The organism is Pseudomonas sp. MAFF 730105, from assembly GCF_055380705.1.
In genome coordinates this window covers 1,476,921-1,493,714 of sequence record NZ_AP018438.1, presented here as the reverse complement: position 1 = coordinate 1,493,714, position 16,794 = coordinate 1,476,921, and the positions used below count along the sequence as shown (strand labels likewise).

The window sequence follows — 16,794 nt, the reverse complement described above, 5'->3', positions numbered from 1 at the left end:
TAGCGGTGGGTCAGTTGCATGGATGCTTCTGACATACCGCCATCGCGAGCAGGCTCGCTCCCACAGTTGTTTGTGCTGGGCCTTTAGACCACCAGCGACAGCAACAGGATGAAGCCCAACCCCACCACCGACAGGATGGTTTCCATCGCCGTCCAGGTCTTGAAGGTTTCGGCCACGGTCATGTTGAAGTACTGCTTGACCAGCCAGAAGCCCGCATCATTGACGTGAGACAGAATCAACGAACCGGCGCCGGTGGCTAGCACCAGTAGCTCACGGTTCACACCTGGAATCATCCCTACCACCGGAACCACGATGCCTGCGCCAGTGATGGTGGCGACGGTGGCCGAGCCGGTGGCGATACGAATCACCGCTGCGACCAGCCAGGCCAGCAGGATCGGCGAAATCTGCGCACTCACGGCCATATGGCCGATCACGTCACCCACGCCGCTGGTCACCAGCATCTGCTTGAAGCCACCACCGGCACCGATGATCAGGATGATCGCGGCAGTCGGTGCCAGGCTCGCGTCGAGCAACTTCAGGATCTGGTTGGAACCGATGCCCTGGCGATGGCCGAAGGTGTACAGCGACAGCAGCAAGGCCAGCAGCAGTGCCGAGATCGGGTGACCGATCAGGTCCATGAAGGTGCGGAAGATGTTGCCGTCCGGCAGCACCACGTCGGCAAAGGTCTTGAGCAGCATCAGGAACACTGGCAGCAGCACGGTGACCAGGGTGATGCCGAAGCTCGGCAGTTCCTTGGCCTCGGGCTCACGGGCCAATTGATCGACCAGCTCCTGATTGGCGTGGCCAGGGATGTGCTTGGCGATGAACGTACCGAAAATCGGACCGGCAATGATGGCGGTCGGCAAGGCTACGATCAGGCCATAGAGAATGGTCTTGCCGATGTCGGCACCGAACACGCCGATGGCCAGCAGCGGGCCCGGGTGTGGCGGCACCAGGCCGTGCACCGCGGACAGGCCGGCGAGCAGCGGGATACCGATCTTGATGATCGACACGCCGGTGCGGCGCGCCACGATGAACACCAGCGGGATCAGCAGCACGAAACCGATTTCGAAGAACAGCGGGATCCCCACCAGGAACGCGGCGAACATCATGGCCCACTGCACTTTGTCCTTGCCGAAGGCGCGGATCAAGGTCTGGGCGATCTGATCCGCCCCGCCCGACTCGGCCATCATCTTACCGAGCATGGTGCCCAGGGCCAGGATAATCCCGACAAAGCCCAGCACGCCGCCGAAACCATCCTGGAAGGCCTTGATGATGGTGCCGATCGGCATGCCCGACGTCAGGCCGAGAAACGCGGCCGCGATGGTCAGGGCAATGAACGGGTGGAATTTGAACTGGGTGATGAGGAGGATGAGTCCGATCACCGTGACCACTGCATCGAGCAGTAGGAACGTCTCGTGGGACATGCCAAACATGAGGGGTGTCTCCTGATTTGTTGTTGTTATTGAAGCAGTTATTTGTAAGCCGTCGGGACAGCGCTATCTTTCTGACGCAAAAATGATCGAGTTCAACTGGCCAGCTTCAAACCGTGTTCCAACCACCAGGTGTAAGCCTGGCGAGCCAGCTCATCGACGCCGTGGCTGGACGCATCCAGGGCCAGGACCAGAGGTTCGCCAACGGGGGATTCAAGGGTGGCGAACTGACTGTCGATCAACGTCGACGGCATGAAATGGCCGGGGCGATGGGACACACGGTCGGCCGCCACTTCGGGCGTCAGTTCCAGGAACACGAAACCCAGGCCAGGCAAGGCGCTGCGCAGACGCTCGCGATAACTGTGCTTGAGGGCCGAGCAGGTCAACACCGGGCGCTCGCCCCTGGCGTCGATGCGGCGCAACTCATCGCACAGGCTGTCTAGCCAGCCGGCACGGTCGTCGTCGTTCAGGGGAATACCGGCGCTCATCTTCTGGATGTTGGCCGCGGGGTGGAATGTGTCGCCTTCGATGGCGGTGGCGCCGCTCAGTTGGCACAGGGCCTGGCTGACGCAAGTCTTGCCGCAACCGGCAACGCCCATGATGACCAGGGCGGTGATGGGATTGTTCATGTAACACCTCAGCGCGCAGACAGCGCTACCTTTGCCAGTTATGACACCGCAGCAAAAGCAGAAGTTGCCGACGCCTTCTTGTCATTTTTGTGGTTGCAGCATTTTTCGTTCACGACACCAACGGATGGGATTCAGGCAAACCCCACTCGCGCATTTGCAGCCGCGTCGAGACAGCGCTACCTTAGTGCCTTGATTTTTGTTTGGCAAGCCACCTGATGACCGTCCCCAAGAACGATAAGAATACCCGCACCACCGGTCGCCCTACGCTCAACGAAGTCGCACGCCTGGCCGGTGTCAGCCCCATCACCGCCTCCCGTGCCTTGCGCGGCGTCAGCACCGTGGCCACCGACCTGGTGGAAAAGGTCCGACAGGCGGCTCAGGAACTCAATTATGTCGTCAATCCCGCCGCCCGCGCCCTGGCTTCGGCCCAGAGCCATTCGGTGGTGGTGTTGGTGCCGTCGCTGTCCAACCTGCTGTTCATCGACACCCTGGAAGCCATTCACCGTGTCTTGAGGCCCAAGGGCTTCGAAGTGGTGATCGGCAACTATCACTACTCCCGGGATGAAGAAGAAGACCTGCTGCGCAACTACATGGCCTATCAGCCCCGTGGCTTGCTGCTGACAGGTTTCGACCGCACCGAAAGCGCCCGCCGCATGATCGAGGCCAGCAACATTCCGTGTGTCTACATGATGGAACTGGACCCCGGGGCGGGGCTCAACTGTGTCGGCTTTTCCCAGCTCAAGGCCGGCGAGACGGCGGCCGAACACCTGATCTCCCGCAGTCGCAAACGCCTGGCCTACATCGGCGCACAACTGGACCAGCGCACCTTGTTGCGCGGCGAAGGTTTTCGCCGGGCCCTGCAGAAGGCCGGGCTGTACGACCCGGACTTGGAGCTGCTGACACCGCGCCCGTCATCGGTGGGCCTGGGCGGCGAGTTGTTTCTGCAACTGCTGGCCAGCCACCCGGATGTCGATGGGATCTTCTTTGGCAACGACGACCTTGCCCATGGCGCCCTGTTCGAAGCCTTGCGCTGTGGCATCAGGATTCCCGAACAGATCTCGGTCCTCGGCTTCAACGACCTGCCCGCCTCGGCGCACATGGTGCCGCGCCTGAGCAGCATCAGCACGCCACGGGAAGCCATCGGCCGTCGTGCCGCCGAACAGATGCTGACGTTGATGGCAGGCAACCGCATCGCCCAACCCGTGGTGGACATGGGGTTCGAGCTCAAGATTCGCGAAAGTACCTGACCACTCCCCCTCGCCGCGCCGAGGCGGTCGATCCCTGCCGGTCAACGGCAAGGGCTGGCCGCTTCGCCTCGCCCACCGCCCTGCATCCCTCGAAACACGGGGCACCCGGCGTCGGCATGGGAATTGCTCCTGCCCATCGCTCCGCCATTACCTACAGGTGCCCATCATGTTGGTCAGTGCCAAACAACAAGCGATGATTCTGCCGCTCAAGCGTCCGGGCGAGGACCCGACCGCCGACGCCGCCAGCGGCCTGCAAAGCGCCGCGCTACAGGCGTTGCGCGATAACGTCCAGGCCCAGACGAGCCAGGGCAATGCCCAGGTGCGGGAGTCCGTCACCCAACAGGCTACGCAACAGGTCAACGCGGCCACGGCCATCAGCGACAACGTCGATGAGGCGTTCGCCAAGACCCGCGTGCAGTTGCAGACCACCGCTGCCCAGGATGCCCCGGCGAGCCAGACCGACAGTTCGGCACTGAAGGACTTCAAGGACTACATGAGCAAGACGCCTGAAGAGCGTCTGCGTGACGCCATTCTCGCCGAGATGGGCATCAGCGAAGAAGAATACGAGGCGATGCCACCCGAGAAGCAACTGGCGGTCGGCCAGGAAATTGCCCAGCGCATGCAGGACAAGTCCGCAATGGCGCAGGTGGAAAAGGCCCAGAAACAGCGCGACACGGGCGATAAGGATCCGGCCGCGGCGATGCTCCTCACGTCCCTCTGAGCCCGCCGGCGGCCAGCAGATGAGCCGCCGGAGTGCAAACCTGTGGGAGCAAAGCTTGCTCCCACAGGTTTATCGAAACGTGTTCCCTTATAATCTGCCCTCCTCCCCCTCCACGACGTTGCCATGTCCGAAATCCGCTATGCGCTGCTCGATGAACCGCTGTGGCCGCTGATGAACAAGTTCTACCGCGCCCATCAATCCTCGATGAAAGCCGTGCGTGACGCGCAGCTGTGGGTGGCGAGGCAGGATGACATCGTCGCCGCCCTCTGCTTGCGATCAGTGGCGGGCGGGCACTGGTTGACGGGGTTATTTGTCGACCCGGCACACCGCGGGCAAGGTGTCGCGGCACGCTTGATCAGCGAAGCGGTGAAAGCCGTGGACGCACCGGTTTGGCTGTTCTGCCACCCGGAATTGCGCGGGTTCTATGAACGGCACGGCTTCACGTTCGAGCCCGCCCTGCCCTATGCGATGGCCGAGCGCCTGAGCCGGTATGCCCGCAGCAAGCCGATGATTGCGATGGGGTTGGAGCCGGGAAGCCGGTCCTGATGCCCTGTGGGAGCGAGCCTGCTCGCGAAGGCGGCGGGACATTCACAGCGATGCAAGCTGACCCACCGCTATCGCGAGCAGGCTCGCTCCCACAGGTGATTGAGGTGAAGGTTCAGTCGTCGGCCGTCGGATCCAGATCCGGGAACATCACTTCGGTAAACCCGAACTTGCTGAAGTCAGTGATCCGCGACGGGTACAGGCGCCCGATCAGGTGGTCGCATTCATGCTGCACCACCCGTGCATGGAAGCCCGAAGCTGTCCGCACGATCGGCTCGCCCTTGGGATCGAAGCCTTCGTAACGGATGTGCTGAAAGCGATCGACCGCCCCCCGCAGGCCGGGCACCGACAGGCAACCTTCGAAACCTTCTTCCAGCAACGGGCTCAGCGGCGTGATCAGCGGGTTGATCAGGATGGTCTGGGGCACAGCCTCCGCATCGGGGTAACGCTCGCTGTGGTCGAAGCCGAAAATCACCAGTTGCAGGTCCACCCCGATCTGCGGCGCCGCCAGGCCGACGCCGCCGACGCTTTCCATGGTCTGGAACATGTCGTCGATCAATTGCCACAGCTCTGGGGTGTCGAACATCTGCGGCGGGACCGGTGGAGCGATTCGCAGCAGGCGCGCATCGCCCATCTTGAGGATTTCTCGAATCATGGTCGGGCTTCTTCTGCGTTCGGATCGGCGTCCGGTTTGATGGAGTGGTCGCGCGCCAGTCCCGAGACATGGTGCTTCCAGTGCTCGCCGGGCACCTTCTCACCAGGCTCCTTGCCTTCGGCGGACATGTGTTCGATCACCGCGTTCATTTCCGCGCCCAGCAACAGCACCGCCGCCGAGATATAAAAGTACAGCAGCAACACGATGATCGCGCCGATACTGCCATACATGGCGTTGTAGTTGGCAAAGGTCTTGACGTAAAAAGCGAAGCCCAGGGAGGCGATGATCCAGACCACCACGGCCAGCACCGAGCCCGGCGTGATGAAGCGAAACTCTTGCTTCACGTCCGGCATCACGTAGTAGATCAATGCCACTGCCACCATCAACAGGATCACGATCACCGGCCAACGCACGATCGTCCAGAGCGTGACGATGAATTCCTCCAACCCGACCTGGGCCGCAATCCACTCCATCACCTGCGGACCGAGGACCATCAGAGCCGCTGCGATGAGCAGCATGCCGGCGATGCCGACCGTATAGAAAATCGACAGCGGAAAGCGCTTCCAGGCCGGACGTCCCTCGACCACATCGTAGGCGGCGTTCATGGCGCTCATCATCAGCCGCACCCCGGCCGAGGCGGTCCACAACGCAACCACGATACCCACCGACAACAGCCCGCCCTTGGATTGCTGGAGTTGGTCGATCACCGGGTTGACCTGCTCCAGCGCCTGGGGCGGCAGCACCAGTTCCGACTGCAGGCGCAGCCACGAGAAGAAATCCGGCAGATGCAGGAAGCCGATCAGCGCGATCAGAAAGAGGATGAAAGGAAACAGGGAAAACAGCATCTGGTAGGCCAGTGCCGAGGCGTAGGTCGACATCTCGTCGTCGAGAAACTCGGTCACCGTACGCATCATCACGCGATGCAAAGGCAAGCCTTTCATGTCCGGAAATATCATGAGCGTCTCCTTTCGCCGCAAAAAAGGGGTCGCGTGGCGACTCAAGGGGCGTTTTTTACCTCAAAGTAGCCTGTTTGGCGACTTTGGGACAATCTCATCCCGACGCAGAATTGACCAATGCCCCACAGCGCAAGTTTCATTCTTCGCACCGGCAGGGCTTTATGTTTGCCCGGCAACCGTCGAGAATGCCGCATGTATTCAGGCCCGGCCCGAAGCTTTAATCCCGTAGGAACGTTATGAAACTCGATAAGAAGCAGGCCATCGCCCGCAGAAACCAGGAACTGGGCGGCGCCGTCCTGGGCGTCAACAACTGCCATTTCAGCGAATTGAACCGCAACCGCAACATCTTCTGGTTCAACATCCCGGTGACCCGCCTGGCTGTCGGCCAGTACGAATGGATTCATCTGCTCCTGCACACTCCGGCCACCGACGAATTGCTGCACCTGAAAGTGCCGACCGTGTTCCTGCGGGAAAAAATGGAAGGCCTGGAAGTGCGCAACCAAGGCAAGCGCAAGGCGGCCTTGAGCCTGGAGCTGAGCGCCGACAGGGATTCTTACTTGCAAGACCTGCGACCGGGAGGCACCAACCTGGATTTTGCGCAGTTCAGGCTGTAACCCCGACCGCCGACGTATGTAGCTTGGGGATTATGTGGGAGCAAGGCTTGCCCGCGATGAAGGCACCACGACGCTAAGCAGACCAAATCAACTTCATCGCGGGCAAGCCTTGCTCCCACAGTTCACTCCCACACGGCGTCGCTTCAAGTAGCCACCCAACAAAAAGCCCCGCTTCGGCGGGGCTTTTTGTTTACACGCAATTCACTTTTTCACACCCAACTTCCTGAGCTCTTCATCCCGCAACTCACGTCGCAGGATCTTGCCCACATTGGTGGTCGGCAACGCATCGCGGAACTCGACCGCCTTGGGAACCTTGTAGCCGGTGACGTTGGCGCGCATGTGCTCCATCACTTGCTCCTTGGTCAGCGTGGCACCGGGTCGAACGACGATGAAGATCTTGATCGCCTCGCCGGACTTCTCGTCCGGTACACCGATGGCGGCGCATTGCAGCACGCCCGGCAGGGTCGCCAGCACGTCTTCCAGCTCGTTGGGGTACACGTTGAAGCCGGAGATCAGGATCATGTCCTTCTTGCGGTCGACAATGCGCATGTAGCCGTCCGGCTGGATCAGCGCGATGTCACCGGTCTTGAGCCAGCCTTCGCTGTCGAGGATTTCGTCGGTGGCCTCCTGGCGCTGCCAATAGCCCTTCATCACCTGCGGACCTTTCACACACAGCTCGCCGACTTCGCCCAGAGGCAGTTCGACGCCTGCATCGTTGATGACCTTGCACAGCGTCGATGGCACCGGAATGCCGATGGTGCCGACCTGGATGTTCTGGATCGGGTTGACCGTGGCCACCGGACTGGTTTCAGTCATGCCATAGCCTTCGCAGATCGGGCAACCGGTGACCGCTTTCCAGCGCTCGGCAGCGGCCAGTTGCAGGGCCATGCCGCCAGACAAGGTGACTTTCAACGCGGAGAAATCCAGCTTGCGGAAACCTTCGTTGTTGCACAGTGCCACGAACAGGGTATTGAGGCCGACGAAACCGCTGAACTTCCACTTCGACAGTTCCTTGACCATCGCCGGAAGGTCGCGCGGGTTGCTGATCAGGATGTTGTGGTTGCCGATCAGCATCATTGCCATGCAATGGAAGGTGAAGGCATAGATGTGGTACAGCGGCAGCGGCGTGATCAGCACTTCGCAACCTTCATTGAGGTTGGAACCCATCAGCGCCTTGCACTGCAGCATGTTCGCCACCAGGTTGCGGTGGCTCAGCATCGCCCCCTTGGCCACGCCGGTGGTGCCACCGGTGTACTGCAACACGGCCACATCATCGCTGCCCGGGTTGGCTTCGGTCACTGGCCGGCCATGGCCCTTGCTCAGCACGTCGTTGAACTTGACGGCCTTGGGCAGGTGATACGCCGGGACCATCTTCTTGACGTACTTGATCACGCTGTTGATCAGCAGCCGCTTGAGCGGCGGCAACAGGTCGGCCACCTCGGTGACGATGACGTGCTTGACGCCTGTCTTCGGCACCACGGTCTCGGCCAGGTGCGCCATGTTCGCCAGGCACACCAGTGCCTTGGCGCCGGAATCGTTGAACTGGTGCTCCATCTCCCGCGCGGTGTACAGCGGGTTGGTATTGACCACGATGAGGCCGGCGCGAATGGCCCCGAACACTGCCACCGGGTATTGCAGAACGTTAGGCAATTGCACGGCGATTCGATCGCCCGGCTGCAAATCGGTATGCTGTTGCAGATACGCGGCAAAGGCACCGGACAATTCGTACAGTTCACCGTAGGTGATTGTCTTGCCGAGGTTGCTGAATGCCGGCTTGTCGGCGAAGCGTTGGCAGGACTGCTTCAACACCGCCTGAATATTCGGATACTCGTCTGGATTGATGTCGGCAGCAATCCCAGCTGGGTACTTATCCTTCCAAAAGTCTTCGATCATGGAAGCCCACTCCTCAGCAACGCGAATTCTCACCGCATTTGATGCGATTATTATTGGTGTGTTTGTTGGTGAATCTGGCTTGGATGAAGGCCGAGAAGTCACAAAAGCGCGCCGAGAGTAGCAGCTTTGCCAAGGGTCGACTAGAGCCAAAAGTGGCCGGCACGGTCACTAATCCGACTCAAGAATATGCAATGGTCATTTTTAGAGTAAAAATTCTACGAACTGTAGGAACGTTCTGAATCCGGCCTTCTTTTTTGTTTAAACCCCAGAAGCCCATGTGGGAGCGAGCCTGCTCGCGATAGCGGTGTGTCAGCCAATATTCCCATGACTGATCCACCGCTATCGCGAGCAGGCTCGCTCCCACAAGGGTATGTGCTTGGTCTACATCACGCGATATCGCGCAGCTCCCGGCGCAGGATCTTGCCCACCGGCGTCATCGGCAGCGACTCTCGCAACACGATGTGCTTGGGAATCTTGTAGCCGGTGAAGTTCTCCTTGCAGTAGGCCTTGAGTTCTTCGAGGCTGACGCCCGCCTCCCGCGCAACCACGAACAGTTTCACCGCCTCCCCGGAGCGGTCGTCCGGCACACCGATCACCGCGCAATTGGCGACCTTCGGGTGGGCCATCACCACGTCTTCGATTTCGTTGGGGTACACGTTGAAACCCGAGACGATGATCATGTCCTTCTTGCGATCGACGATCCGCACGAAACCGTCCGGGTCGATCACCGCGATGTCACCGGACTTGAACCAGCCTTCGCTGTCCAGCACTTCGGCGGTGGCTTCAGGCTTGTTCCAGTAGCCTTTCATGATCTGTGGGCCCTTGATGCACAGCTCGCCACGCTCGCCCAGAGGCTGCTCGACGCCATCATCGTTGATCACTTTCATCAGCGTGCCCGGCACTGGCATCCCCACCGTGCCCAGCCGGGATTTACCGCCATAAGGATTGGCGCTCGCCACCGGCGAGGTTTCGGTCAGCCCATACCCTTCGGTAATGCCGCAACCGGTGATCTGCTGCCAGCGCTCGGCGGTGGCCTTGATCAACGCGGTGCCGCCGGAATTGGTGACCTTGAGGTGGGAAAAGTCCAGGGTCTTGAAATCCGGATGGTCCATCAACGCCACGAACAGCGTGTTGAGCCCCAGCAATAACGAGAAACGCCAGTTCTTCAGCTCCTTGATGAAGCCAGCGATATCCCGCGGATTGGTGATCAGCACGTTGTGGTTGCCGGTCACCATCATGCACATGCAGTTCGCCGTGAAGGCGTAGATATGGTAGAGCGGCAGCGGCGCGATCATGACCTCCTGGCCTTCGCGCAGCAGCGGCTGGCCGTCATCGCCGAGCTGTCCCAGGCAGGCCCGGGCCTGCTGCATGTTGGCCACCAGGTTGCCGTGGGTCAGCATCGCACCCTTTGCCAACCCGGTGGTGCCGCCGGTGTATTGCAGCACCGCGATGTCGTCGAGGCTGACCTTCAATGGCTTGATGGCCTGGCCACGCCCCAGGCGCAAGGCGCTCTTGAAGGAAATGGCCTGGGGCAGCGAATACGCCGGGACCATCTTCTTGACCTTGTTCACCACGGTGTTGACCAGCCAGCCCTTGGCGGTGGGCATCAGGTCACCCATTTTCGCTTCGATCAGGTACTGCAGGTCCGTGTCGGGCATCACTTCCTGGACCTTGCTTCCGAACAGGTTCATGTACACCAGCGCCCGGGCACCGGAATCCTTGAACTGGTGGCGCATTTCCCGCGGTGTGTACAGCGGGTTGGTGTTGACCACGATCAACCCGGCGCGCAAGGCACCGAAGACGGCAATCGGATATTGCAGGACATTGGGCATCTGCACCGCGATACGGTCACCGGGAACCAGATCGGTATGGCTTTGCAGGTAACCGGCAAAGGCTGCGCTATGGCGCTCGAGCTCGGCATACGTGAGGGTCACGCCCATGTTGCTGAACGCCGGGCGGTCGGCGAATTTCTTGCAGGAACGCTCGAACACCTCGATGACCGACTTATAGGCCCCGAGGTCGACATCCAGGGGCACGCCGGCCGGGCGTTTGTCATTCCAGAAATCAGGCTGCATTGTTTTTATCCTCTTTACCTGAACCTATCCCGGGCCGCTTCTTTACGACTCGCAGAAGCGGAGCTCTTGGGACACTAGCAGCTCTGGCCAATCAGGCAAATACGGCAATTTGTGTCATAGATTGTGTGAATCTTGCCGCCTACGTGTGGCCTGATCAGGCGAGACGCAACGGATGCGCTATACAATGGAGCAACATTGCGCATGCTCCCCTGTAAAGGATCGTCATGACTCATCAAACGTTCTGGCTGACCGCAACCGATCACAGCCGCCTGTTCGTCAATCAGTGGTTGCCGCAAACCACGCCTCGGGCGGTGATCATGCTGGCCCACGGCATGGCCGAACACAGCGGCCGCTATGAGCGCCTGGCCCAGGCCCTGTGCGACGAAGGCTACGGTGTTTACGCTGCGGATCTGCGCGGCCATGGCAAGACCGGCGAGGGGGCGCTCCTCGGCCATTATGCCGACGAGGATGGCTGGGCGAAGGTGGTCGGCGACCTGGCCAGCCTCAACCATCACATCGGCCAGCAACATCCCGACACGCCAATCGTGCTGCTGGGCCACAGCATGGGCAGCTACATCGCCCAGGCGTACCTGCTGCATCACAGCGCAAGCCTGCATGGGGCGATTCTCAGCGGTTCCAATTTCCAACCGGTGGCGCTGTATCGCACCGCCCGCCTGATTGCCCGCTTCGAACGCTGGCGCCAGGGTGCCACCGGGCGTAGCGCCTTGATCGAATGGCTGTCGTTCGGCAGTTTCAATCAGAAATTCAAACCAACCCGCACGCCCTTCGACTGGCTCAGCCGCGACCCGGCCGAAGTGGACAAGTACGTCCACGACCCACTGTGCGGCTTTCGCTGCAGCAATCAGCTGTGGGTCGACCTGCTCGGTGGCTTGCAGCAAATCAGCAAAGCGTCCAATCTCGCCCAGATCGATCCGGACCTGCCGTTGCTGGTCATTGGCGGCGAATGTGATCCGGTAAGCGACGGCAAGCGTCTCAAGGATCTGGCCGACGCCCTGCGCGCCGCCGGCAGCCAGCACCTGCAATTGACGATTTACCCACAGGCCCGGCACGAATTGTTCAACGAAACCAACCGCGATGAAGTGACGGCCGATGTGCTGGCCTGGATTGCCCAGGCCCTGAACCACAAGCGCCCGCCACGAAGCGAGTAGCTTGCCAGCGCTTTTTCCCTTACCCGCCACAGGATCAGAAACAGATGACCCAGGTTACCAACACCCCTTACGAAGCCCTCGAAGTCGGCCAGACCGCCAGCTATAGCAAATCCGTCGAAGAGCGTGATATCCAGCTGTTCGCCGCCATGTCGGGCGATCACAACCCCGTGCACCTGGACGCCGAATTCGCCGCGGCGAGCATGTTCAAGGAGCGCATCGCCCATGGCATGTTCAGCGGTGCGCTGATCAGCGCCGCGGTGGCGTGCGAGCTGCCTGGGCCCGGCACCATCTATATCGGCCAGCAGATGAGCTTCCAGAAACCGGTAAAGATCGGCGATACCCTGACCGTACGCCTGGAGATCCTGGAAAAGCTGCCGAAGTTTCGCGTACGCATCGCCACCCGCGTGTTCAACCAGCGCGATGAGCTGGTGGTGGATGGCGAAGCCGAGATCCTCGCGCCGCGCAAACAGCAGACCGTGACCTTGCCGACGCTGCCGGCGATCAGCATCGGCTGATTATCGCAAGGGAATTCATCCCTTCTGTGGGAGCAAGGCTTGCCCGCGATCAGGGCACCTCGATTTCAAGGTAGACCGCATTCACTTCATCGCGGGCAAGCCTTGCTCCCACAGGTCCTGCGACAAGTTATTGATCGTGCTCCTGCACCTGCACACTCGCCGTCATCCCCGCACTCAGGTTCACCCCTTCCGGCACCTTGTCCAGCTTGATCCGCACCGGTATCCGCTGGGCCAGGCGCACCCAGTTGAAGGTCGGTTCAACTTCCGCCAGCAACTGCGCGTCCGGGTTGGTATTGCGATCGGTAATGCCACGGCTGACGCTTTCGACGTGACCTTCCAGGGCATGACCGGCGCTCATCAGCCAGACCTTGACCGGATCGCCCACGCGGATCCTCGGCAGTTTGGTTTCTTCGAAATAGGCCTGCACATAAAACGTCGAATCGTCGATCAATGCCATGACCGGCTGCCCGGCGTTAACGTAATTGCCTTCGGCCAGCCGCAGGTTGGTGATGTGACCGCTACGAGGCGCCAAGACCTGGCTGCGAGCCAGGTTGAGCTCGGCGACCTTGGCCTCGGCCTGGGCTTCGCGCAGCTCGCCCCGGGCGATGCCGGCGTTGATCTGGGCATTTTCCCGCAGCTCGGCACTGATGGCCTGGGGCCCCAGGGCGGCACGGCGACTGGCTTCATGCTCGCGCAGGCTCAGTTGCTGCTGGCGGGTCTGAACCACTGCCCTGGCCTTCTCCACGGCGGCTTCGAAGCGTTCGCGGTCGATGCTCAGTAACAGATCGCCGGCCTTGACCTGCTGGTTATCCACCGCCTTGAGTTCACGCACCCAGCCCGACACGTCGGGGGCGATCACCACCACGTCGGCGCGAATCCGCGCATCCCGGGTCCAGGGCGTGAGCATGTAGTACTGCCACAGGTGAAACCCGGCGAAAATCGCCAATGCCACCACGCCCAGCGTAATGGCGACACGTACGGAGGTACGCATGTTCAACTCCTTATAACGGCCCGAGGACCAGGGTAATCACTGTCAGGACACAGACATACAGGGCGCAGTCGAACAAGGCTTCGTGCCAGATCCAACGCCCGGCCGGCACCAGGCTGAGCAACAGGCGCAATGCACCGGTCACCAGCAAGGCCAGCACCACATAAATCAGGAACGGGCTGAGCAACACCCCGCCAATCGACCATTCACGCAAGCCCATGGCTGTGCTCCCGTCGTTCCGGTTCGTGCTGGCGACACCAGGCGCGCCAGCTGCTCTGCAATTGCACCACCGCGCCCTGCGCCAACTTCAGCGCATCGCCGGGGGGCTCTGTCGATAACACCTTCAGGAACTCGGCGCTGGCCGGGGCCAACGCATCGGCCTGCTCACCGGACGGGCCGCGTTCGAGCACCTGCTCCAGCGCTTCGAAATAGCGCCGTTGCGCCCGGCTGTCGGACACCTGGGCGACGGCCAGGCTCAGACGCAGGTGCAACAGCTCATCGCCGATATCCAGGCCGAGCAATCCATCATCCCAACGGCTGCGCGACGGGACCGGCAGCTCGGGGTAATGCCGCGCCAGCTGCAACAGCCGATCGGCCATGCGTCCGCCGAACCAGCTCTCGGCGCCACTCAAGTTGCGCCGGGTCAGGCGCACCAGGTCATCCAGGGTCGCCGCCAGCAGGCGACGGCCGTGCCAGGCCGGATCGCGCAAAATCAGCAGATTGAATGCCAATACCGCCGCCCCCACGCCGATCATCATCGCCTGAGCGCTATTGAAGAATGTCGCCACGTCGTACTTCATGGCGTTGAGCGGTGATATCAGCACCACAAAATGCAAGCAGAACGACGTGGCCGTGGCAAAGATCGGCGGCTTGGCCATGCCCAGCGCACCGAAGAACAACGGCACGCCCATGGCCATGCAAAGCATGGCGAAGCTGCTCCACTGCGGCAGCAGGATCTCGCCGACCACGAACGCCGTCGGCACGGCCAAGAGGATGCCCCGCAGGAAACTCATGCCGATCTGCGCACCGTTTTCGCGGCTGGCAAACAGGCTGCACACGACACACGTCAACACCAACGCGCCGCTGGCGGCGGGCCAGGCCGTTGCCAGCCAGAAGCAGGAAACCGCCAGAAATGCCAAGGCGCTACGGGCACCGAATACCATGGCCAGGGACACGTCGCGATGGGGCGTCAAGGTGCGCGGCGGATCCGATGCCTCCCTGCCCTCTCGCACCGCCGCCAGCGCCGCGCAAGCGGCCAGCGCGGTGTCGAGCAACAAGGCGAAACGTGCCAGGCAGTAACTTTGCGCCGAGCTGATCGAGGGATCGTGAGAGGCGTCCAGCACCCGTGGTCGCAAGGCTTGCAGCGTCGCCGTGTCGGCATCGAGGGCTTGCTGAACCTCGTTCATCCAGGGTTGGAGGGCCTCGGCTTCTGCGGGTTCGAGTTGCTTCCATTGCCGACGCACCGAACGGGCAATGCGCAGCAGCATCAGCAATTTCTGGCTCAAGCCGCTGATGGCCCGGGCGCGCTGACGACCCAGGCTGCCTTCGAACCAGGCATGTTCGCGCTGGGCATCCACCGCAACGATCCTGCCGAGAATTTCCAGCAAGCCCTTGCGTGCCTGGGCGTCGCCGGCCAGGGTGGCACGGGCCGCCTGCATGCCGCTCTGCCAAGCGGCATGGGCCTGGCCCGCCAGCTGTCGCTCGACCCGTAACGGCCAGAGCAAGGCACTGGCGGCCGTGGCACAGACAATCCCCAGACTGATTTCGGTGCAGCGCGCCACCGCCTGATCGAACACCCCCAGCGGGTGGGAAATGGCCGGCAAGGCGATGATCGCCACCGTGTACCCGGCCAACACGAACGAATAGGACCAGGCACTTCGCAGCAATGTCGAACAGGCCGTGCACAGCCCCAGCCACAAGGCCAGCGCCAACAGGAACAACCAGGGGGTCTGTGCGAACAACCCCATGAAGACCACCGACATGACGGTCCCCACCAGGGTACCGAGCAGCCGCGCCAATCCCTTTTGCACCACCATCCCCGACAGCGGCTGCGCCACGATGAACGCGGTCATCAACGCCCACGACGGCTGCTCCAACCCCCACCGCAATGCCAGCCACAACGCCAGCCCACCACCGAGTACGGTCTTGATGGCGAACTGCACAGCGAGGCGGTCGGGGGCGAACAAGGCCTGGAAGGTAATGGGCACTCAGGAAACTCTTTCAGGGGTTGCAGTAACGATAGTTGCAAAGATGGGTGATGGGGCAAGCGCAATTATTAGCTAGCTACCTATTTGAGTCCAGAGTTGATTACCTGTGGATTTGACAAGACACTTTTTCCGAATCTGTGGCGATCAATCCCTTGCCACAAATGAGCTTGCCGATAAGTCGCACAAAAAAAACGCCAGACAAGGCTGGCGTTTTTTCGATCAAGCGCGTGTATCAGCTGGCGCGTGCCTGGTTACGCAGCGCCTTGACCTGATCATGGTTGCGTTGCACGCCATGGTACTGGCGTTCAACCAGATCGCGGATGCCGACCAGATTGTGCTTGGTGATCTTCTCCATGGCTTCCCTATAGGCCTTCAGCGCATGGTCTTCGCCGCGCTCGGCTTCGTTGAGCACCGCTTCCTCATCCTTGCCGGTGAACATCGACTTCACATCCACCCAGCGGCGGTGCAGGTCACCGGAGACACTGGTGGAGGTTTCCGGATCACCACCCAACGAGCGAACGGCCGCCTGCAGTTCGGATGCAGCCGTGGCACAATCGACGGACCGTTGCACGAACAGAGCCTTGAGCTGTGGATGCTTGATGTCTTCAGCGCAGGTCTTGAACCCTTCCTGACCATCCTTGCTGGTCTGGATCAGGTCGTTCAGGACGGCGATGGCTTCTTTGTTCATATCAGTCATTTTTCAATTCCTTTGCTGGTGAATACAAAACCTGCAGGGAATATTGCATCGGGCATGCCAGCTCCGACCTACAAAAATAAACCTTAGAAATCAATAAGTTAATTAAACAGACAAAATCTGTATCCGCGTTATTTGCATGATCTGTCATTTGGCCTGCATGCAGAATGCCTGTATTTTCAAACCTGTTTGATTCAAGACATTTGCCATGAACCCGGAAACCCTCGAACTGCTGGTCACGCGCCAGATGCCTTTTGGTAAATACAAAGGCCGAATCCTGGCCGACCTGCCCGGTCAATACCTGAACTGGTTCGCCCGCGAAGGTTTTCCCCACGGTGAGTTGGGCGGTTTGCTGGCGTTGATGCAGGAAATCGACCACAACGGTCTGTCCGACCTGCTCGATCCCCTGCGCGTCAAGCACGGCAAACCCAAGCCCCGCCCCTGATTGAGTCCTC

At 60.9% G+C, this 16,794-nt stretch carries 17 protein-coding genes; 7 read left to right on the top strand and 10 right to left on the bottom strand.

The features are described 5' to 3' along the window. Window positions 1–83: 83 nt before the first annotated feature. Window positions 84–1,436: a GntP family permease gene (locus PCOSP_RS06620; protein WP_041023850.1), complete on the bottom strand. Its 1,353-nt coding sequence runs from the start codon at window positions 1,434–1,436 to the stop codon at window positions 84–86. A 92-nt stretch (window positions 1,437–1,528) separates the two neighbouring features. After that, window positions 1,529–2,062 carry a gluconokinase gene (locus tag PCOSP_RS06615; RefSeq protein WP_175363755.1) on the bottom strand — a complete coding sequence of 178 codons (534 nt, stop codon included), beginning with the start codon at window positions 2,060–2,062 and terminating at the stop codon, window positions 1,529–1,531. A 215-nt stretch (window positions 2,063–2,277) separates the two neighbouring features. Between PCOSP_RS06615 and gntR the strand changes: the two genes are divergently transcribed. The 3 genes from gntR (at window position 2,278) to PCOSP_RS06600 (ending at window position 4,576) form a co-directional block, all read left to right on the top strand. Continuing rightward, on the top strand, window positions 2,278–3,309 hold the full coding sequence (gene gntR, locus PCOSP_RS06610; protein WP_175363756.1) for an HTH-type transcriptional regulator GntR: 1,032 nt from the start codon (window positions 2,278–2,280) through the stop codon (window positions 3,307–3,309). Between the two features lie 166 nt (window positions 3,310–3,475). Further along, window positions 3,476–4,030: a hypothetical protein gene (locus PCOSP_RS06605; protein WP_464710595.1), complete on the top strand. Its 555-nt coding sequence runs from the start codon at window positions 3,476–3,478 to the stop codon at window positions 4,028–4,030. A gap of 123 nt (window positions 4,031–4,153) precedes the next feature. Further along, window positions 4,154–4,576, top strand: coding sequence for a GNAT family N-acetyltransferase (locus PCOSP_RS06600; protein ID WP_175386824.1), 423 nt, complete (start codon window positions 4,154–4,156; stop codon window positions 4,574–4,576). A 112-nt stretch (window positions 4,577–4,688) separates the two neighbouring features. On the opposite strand, the gene def is transcribed toward PCOSP_RS06600, so the two are convergent. Both def and PCOSP_RS06590 read right to left on the bottom strand, forming a co-directional pair. Then, window positions 4,689–5,228 (bottom strand): peptide deformylase, encoded by a 540-nt coding sequence (gene def, locus PCOSP_RS06595; protein WP_139647618.1) that lies wholly within the window; start codon window positions 5,226–5,228, stop codon window positions 4,689–4,691. Continuing rightward, window positions 5,225–6,184, bottom strand: a complete 960-nt coding sequence (locus PCOSP_RS06590; protein WP_139647616.1) for a YihY/virulence factor BrkB family protein — start codon at window positions 6,182–6,184, stop codon at window positions 5,225–5,227. Before PCOSP_RS06590 ends, def begins: the two co-directional genes overlap by 4 nt. Window positions 6,185–6,420: 236 nt before the next feature. On the opposite strand from PCOSP_RS06590, the gene PCOSP_RS06585 reads away from it, so the two are divergent. Beyond that, a complete protein-coding gene (locus PCOSP_RS06585) occupies window positions 6,421–6,798 on the top strand; it encodes a hypothetical protein (protein ID WP_139647614.1) in 378 nt (125 codons plus the stop codon). 201 nt (window positions 6,799–6,999) lie between these two features. Here the strand turns inward: PCOSP_RS06585 and fadD1 are convergent, their stop codons facing one another. Beyond that, window positions 7,000–8,691, bottom strand: a complete 1,692-nt coding sequence (gene fadD1, locus PCOSP_RS06580; protein ID WP_139647612.1) for a long-chain-fatty-acid--CoA ligase FadD1 — start codon at window positions 8,689–8,691, stop codon at window positions 7,000–7,002. Window positions 8,692–9,077: 386 nt separating this feature from the next. Then, window positions 9,078–10,766, bottom strand: a complete 1,689-nt coding sequence (fadD2, locus tag PCOSP_RS06575) for a long-chain-fatty-acid--CoA ligase FadD2 (RefSeq protein WP_175363759.1) — start codon at window positions 10,764–10,766, stop codon at window positions 9,078–9,080. Window positions 10,767–10,990: 224 nt separating this feature from the next. Here fadD2 and PCOSP_RS06570 point away from each other — a divergent pair, with 224 nt between their 5' ends. Together PCOSP_RS06570 and PCOSP_RS06565 are read left to right on the top strand one after the other, a co-directional pair. Beyond that, complete coding sequence (locus PCOSP_RS06570) at window positions 10,991–11,935, top strand: alpha/beta hydrolase (protein ID WP_464710594.1); 945 nt, start codon at window positions 10,991–10,993, stop codon at window positions 11,933–11,935. 44 nt (window positions 11,936–11,979) lie between these two features. Beyond that, complete coding sequence (locus PCOSP_RS06565; protein ID WP_041023860.1) at window positions 11,980–12,450, top strand: MaoC family dehydratase; 471 nt, start codon at window positions 11,980–11,982, stop codon at window positions 12,448–12,450. A gap of 127 nt (window positions 12,451–12,577) precedes the next feature. On the opposite strand, the gene PCOSP_RS06560 is transcribed toward PCOSP_RS06565, so the two are convergent. The 4 genes from PCOSP_RS06560 to PCOSP_RS06545 form a co-directional block, all read right to left on the bottom strand. Further along, window positions 12,578–13,441 carry an efflux RND transporter periplasmic adaptor subunit gene (locus tag PCOSP_RS06560; RefSeq protein ID WP_041023861.1) on the bottom strand — a complete coding sequence of 288 codons (864 nt, stop codon included), beginning with the start codon at window positions 13,439–13,441 and terminating at the stop codon, window positions 12,578–12,580. A gap of 10 nt (window positions 13,442–13,451) precedes the next feature. Then, complete coding sequence (locus PCOSP_RS06555) at window positions 13,452–13,658, bottom strand: DUF1656 domain-containing protein (RefSeq protein ID WP_024781186.1); 207 nt, start codon at window positions 13,656–13,658, stop codon at window positions 13,452–13,454. After that, window positions 13,645–15,645, bottom strand: a complete 2,001-nt coding sequence (locus PCOSP_RS06550; RefSeq protein WP_175363761.1) for an FUSC family protein — start codon at window positions 15,643–15,645, stop codon at window positions 13,645–13,647. Before PCOSP_RS06550 ends, PCOSP_RS06555 begins: the two co-directional genes overlap by 14 nt. 232 nt (window positions 15,646–15,877) lie before the next feature. Beyond that, window positions 15,878–16,342, bottom strand: coding sequence for a ferritin-like domain-containing protein (locus tag PCOSP_RS06545; RefSeq protein WP_139647602.1), 465 nt, complete (start codon window positions 16,340–16,342; stop codon window positions 15,878–15,880). A gap of 205 nt (window positions 16,343–16,547) precedes the next feature. Here PCOSP_RS06545 and PCOSP_RS06540 point away from each other — a divergent pair, with 205 nt between their 5' ends. Beyond that, window positions 16,548–16,784: a DUF3820 family protein gene (locus PCOSP_RS06540; RefSeq protein ID WP_024781183.1), complete on the top strand. Its 237-nt coding sequence runs from the start codon at window positions 16,548–16,550 to the stop codon at window positions 16,782–16,784. Window positions 16,785–16,794 lie beyond the last annotated feature (10 nt).

Bases quoted from the DNA above. Each gene is read 5' to 3' on its own strand.
- PCOSP_RS06620 (WP_041023850.1), bottom strand. From the start codon at position 1,436: ATGTTTGGCATGTCCCACGAGACGTTCCTACTGCTCGATGCAGTGGTC.
- PCOSP_RS06615 (WP_175363755.1), bottom strand. From the start codon at position 2,062: ATGAACAATCCCATCACCGCCCTGGTCATCATGGGCGTTGCCGGTTGC.
- gntR (WP_175363756.1), top strand. From the start codon at position 2,278: ATGACCGTCCCCAAGAACGATAAGAATACCCGCACCACCGGTCGCCCT.
- PCOSP_RS06605 (WP_464710595.1), top strand. From the start codon at position 3,476: ATGTTGGTCAGTGCCAAACAACAAGCGATGATTCTGCCGCTCAAGCGT.
- PCOSP_RS06600 (WP_175386824.1), top strand. From the start codon at position 4,154: ATGTCCGAAATCCGCTATGCGCTGCTCGATGAACCGCTGTGGCCGCTG.
- def (WP_139647618.1), bottom strand. From the start codon at position 5,228: ATGATTCGAGAAATCCTCAAGATGGGCGATGCGCGCCTGCTGCGAATC.
- PCOSP_RS06590 (WP_139647616.1), bottom strand. From the start codon at position 6,184: ATGATATTTCCGGACATGAAAGGCTTGCCTTTGCATCGCGTGATGATG.
- PCOSP_RS06585 (WP_139647614.1), top strand. From the start codon at position 6,421: ATGAAACTCGATAAGAAGCAGGCCATCGCCCGCAGAAACCAGGAACTG.
- fadD1 (WP_139647612.1), bottom strand. From the start codon at position 8,691: ATGATCGAAGACTTTTGGAAGGATAAGTACCCAGCTGGGATTGCTGCC.
- fadD2 (WP_175363759.1), bottom strand. From the start codon at position 10,766: ATGCAGCCTGATTTCTGGAATGACAAACGCCCGGCCGGCGTGCCCCTG.
- PCOSP_RS06570 (WP_464710594.1), top strand. From the start codon at position 10,991: ATGACTCATCAAACGTTCTGGCTGACCGCAACCGATCACAGCCGCCTG.
- PCOSP_RS06565 (WP_041023860.1), top strand. From the start codon at position 11,980: ATGACCCAGGTTACCAACACCCCTTACGAAGCCCTCGAAGTCGGCCAG.
- PCOSP_RS06560 (WP_041023861.1), bottom strand. From the start codon at position 13,441: ATGCGTACCTCCGTACGTGTCGCCATTACGCTGGGCGTGGTGGCATTG.
- PCOSP_RS06555 (WP_024781186.1), bottom strand. From the start codon at position 13,658: ATGGGCTTGCGTGAATGGTCGATTGGCGGGGTGTTGCTCAGCCCGTTC.
- PCOSP_RS06545 (WP_139647602.1), bottom strand. From the start codon at position 16,342: ATGACTGATATGAACAAAGAAGCCATCGCCGTCCTGAACGACCTGATC.
- PCOSP_RS06540 (WP_024781183.1), top strand. From the start codon at position 16,548: ATGAACCCGGAAACCCTCGAACTGCTGGTCACGCGCCAGATGCCTTTT.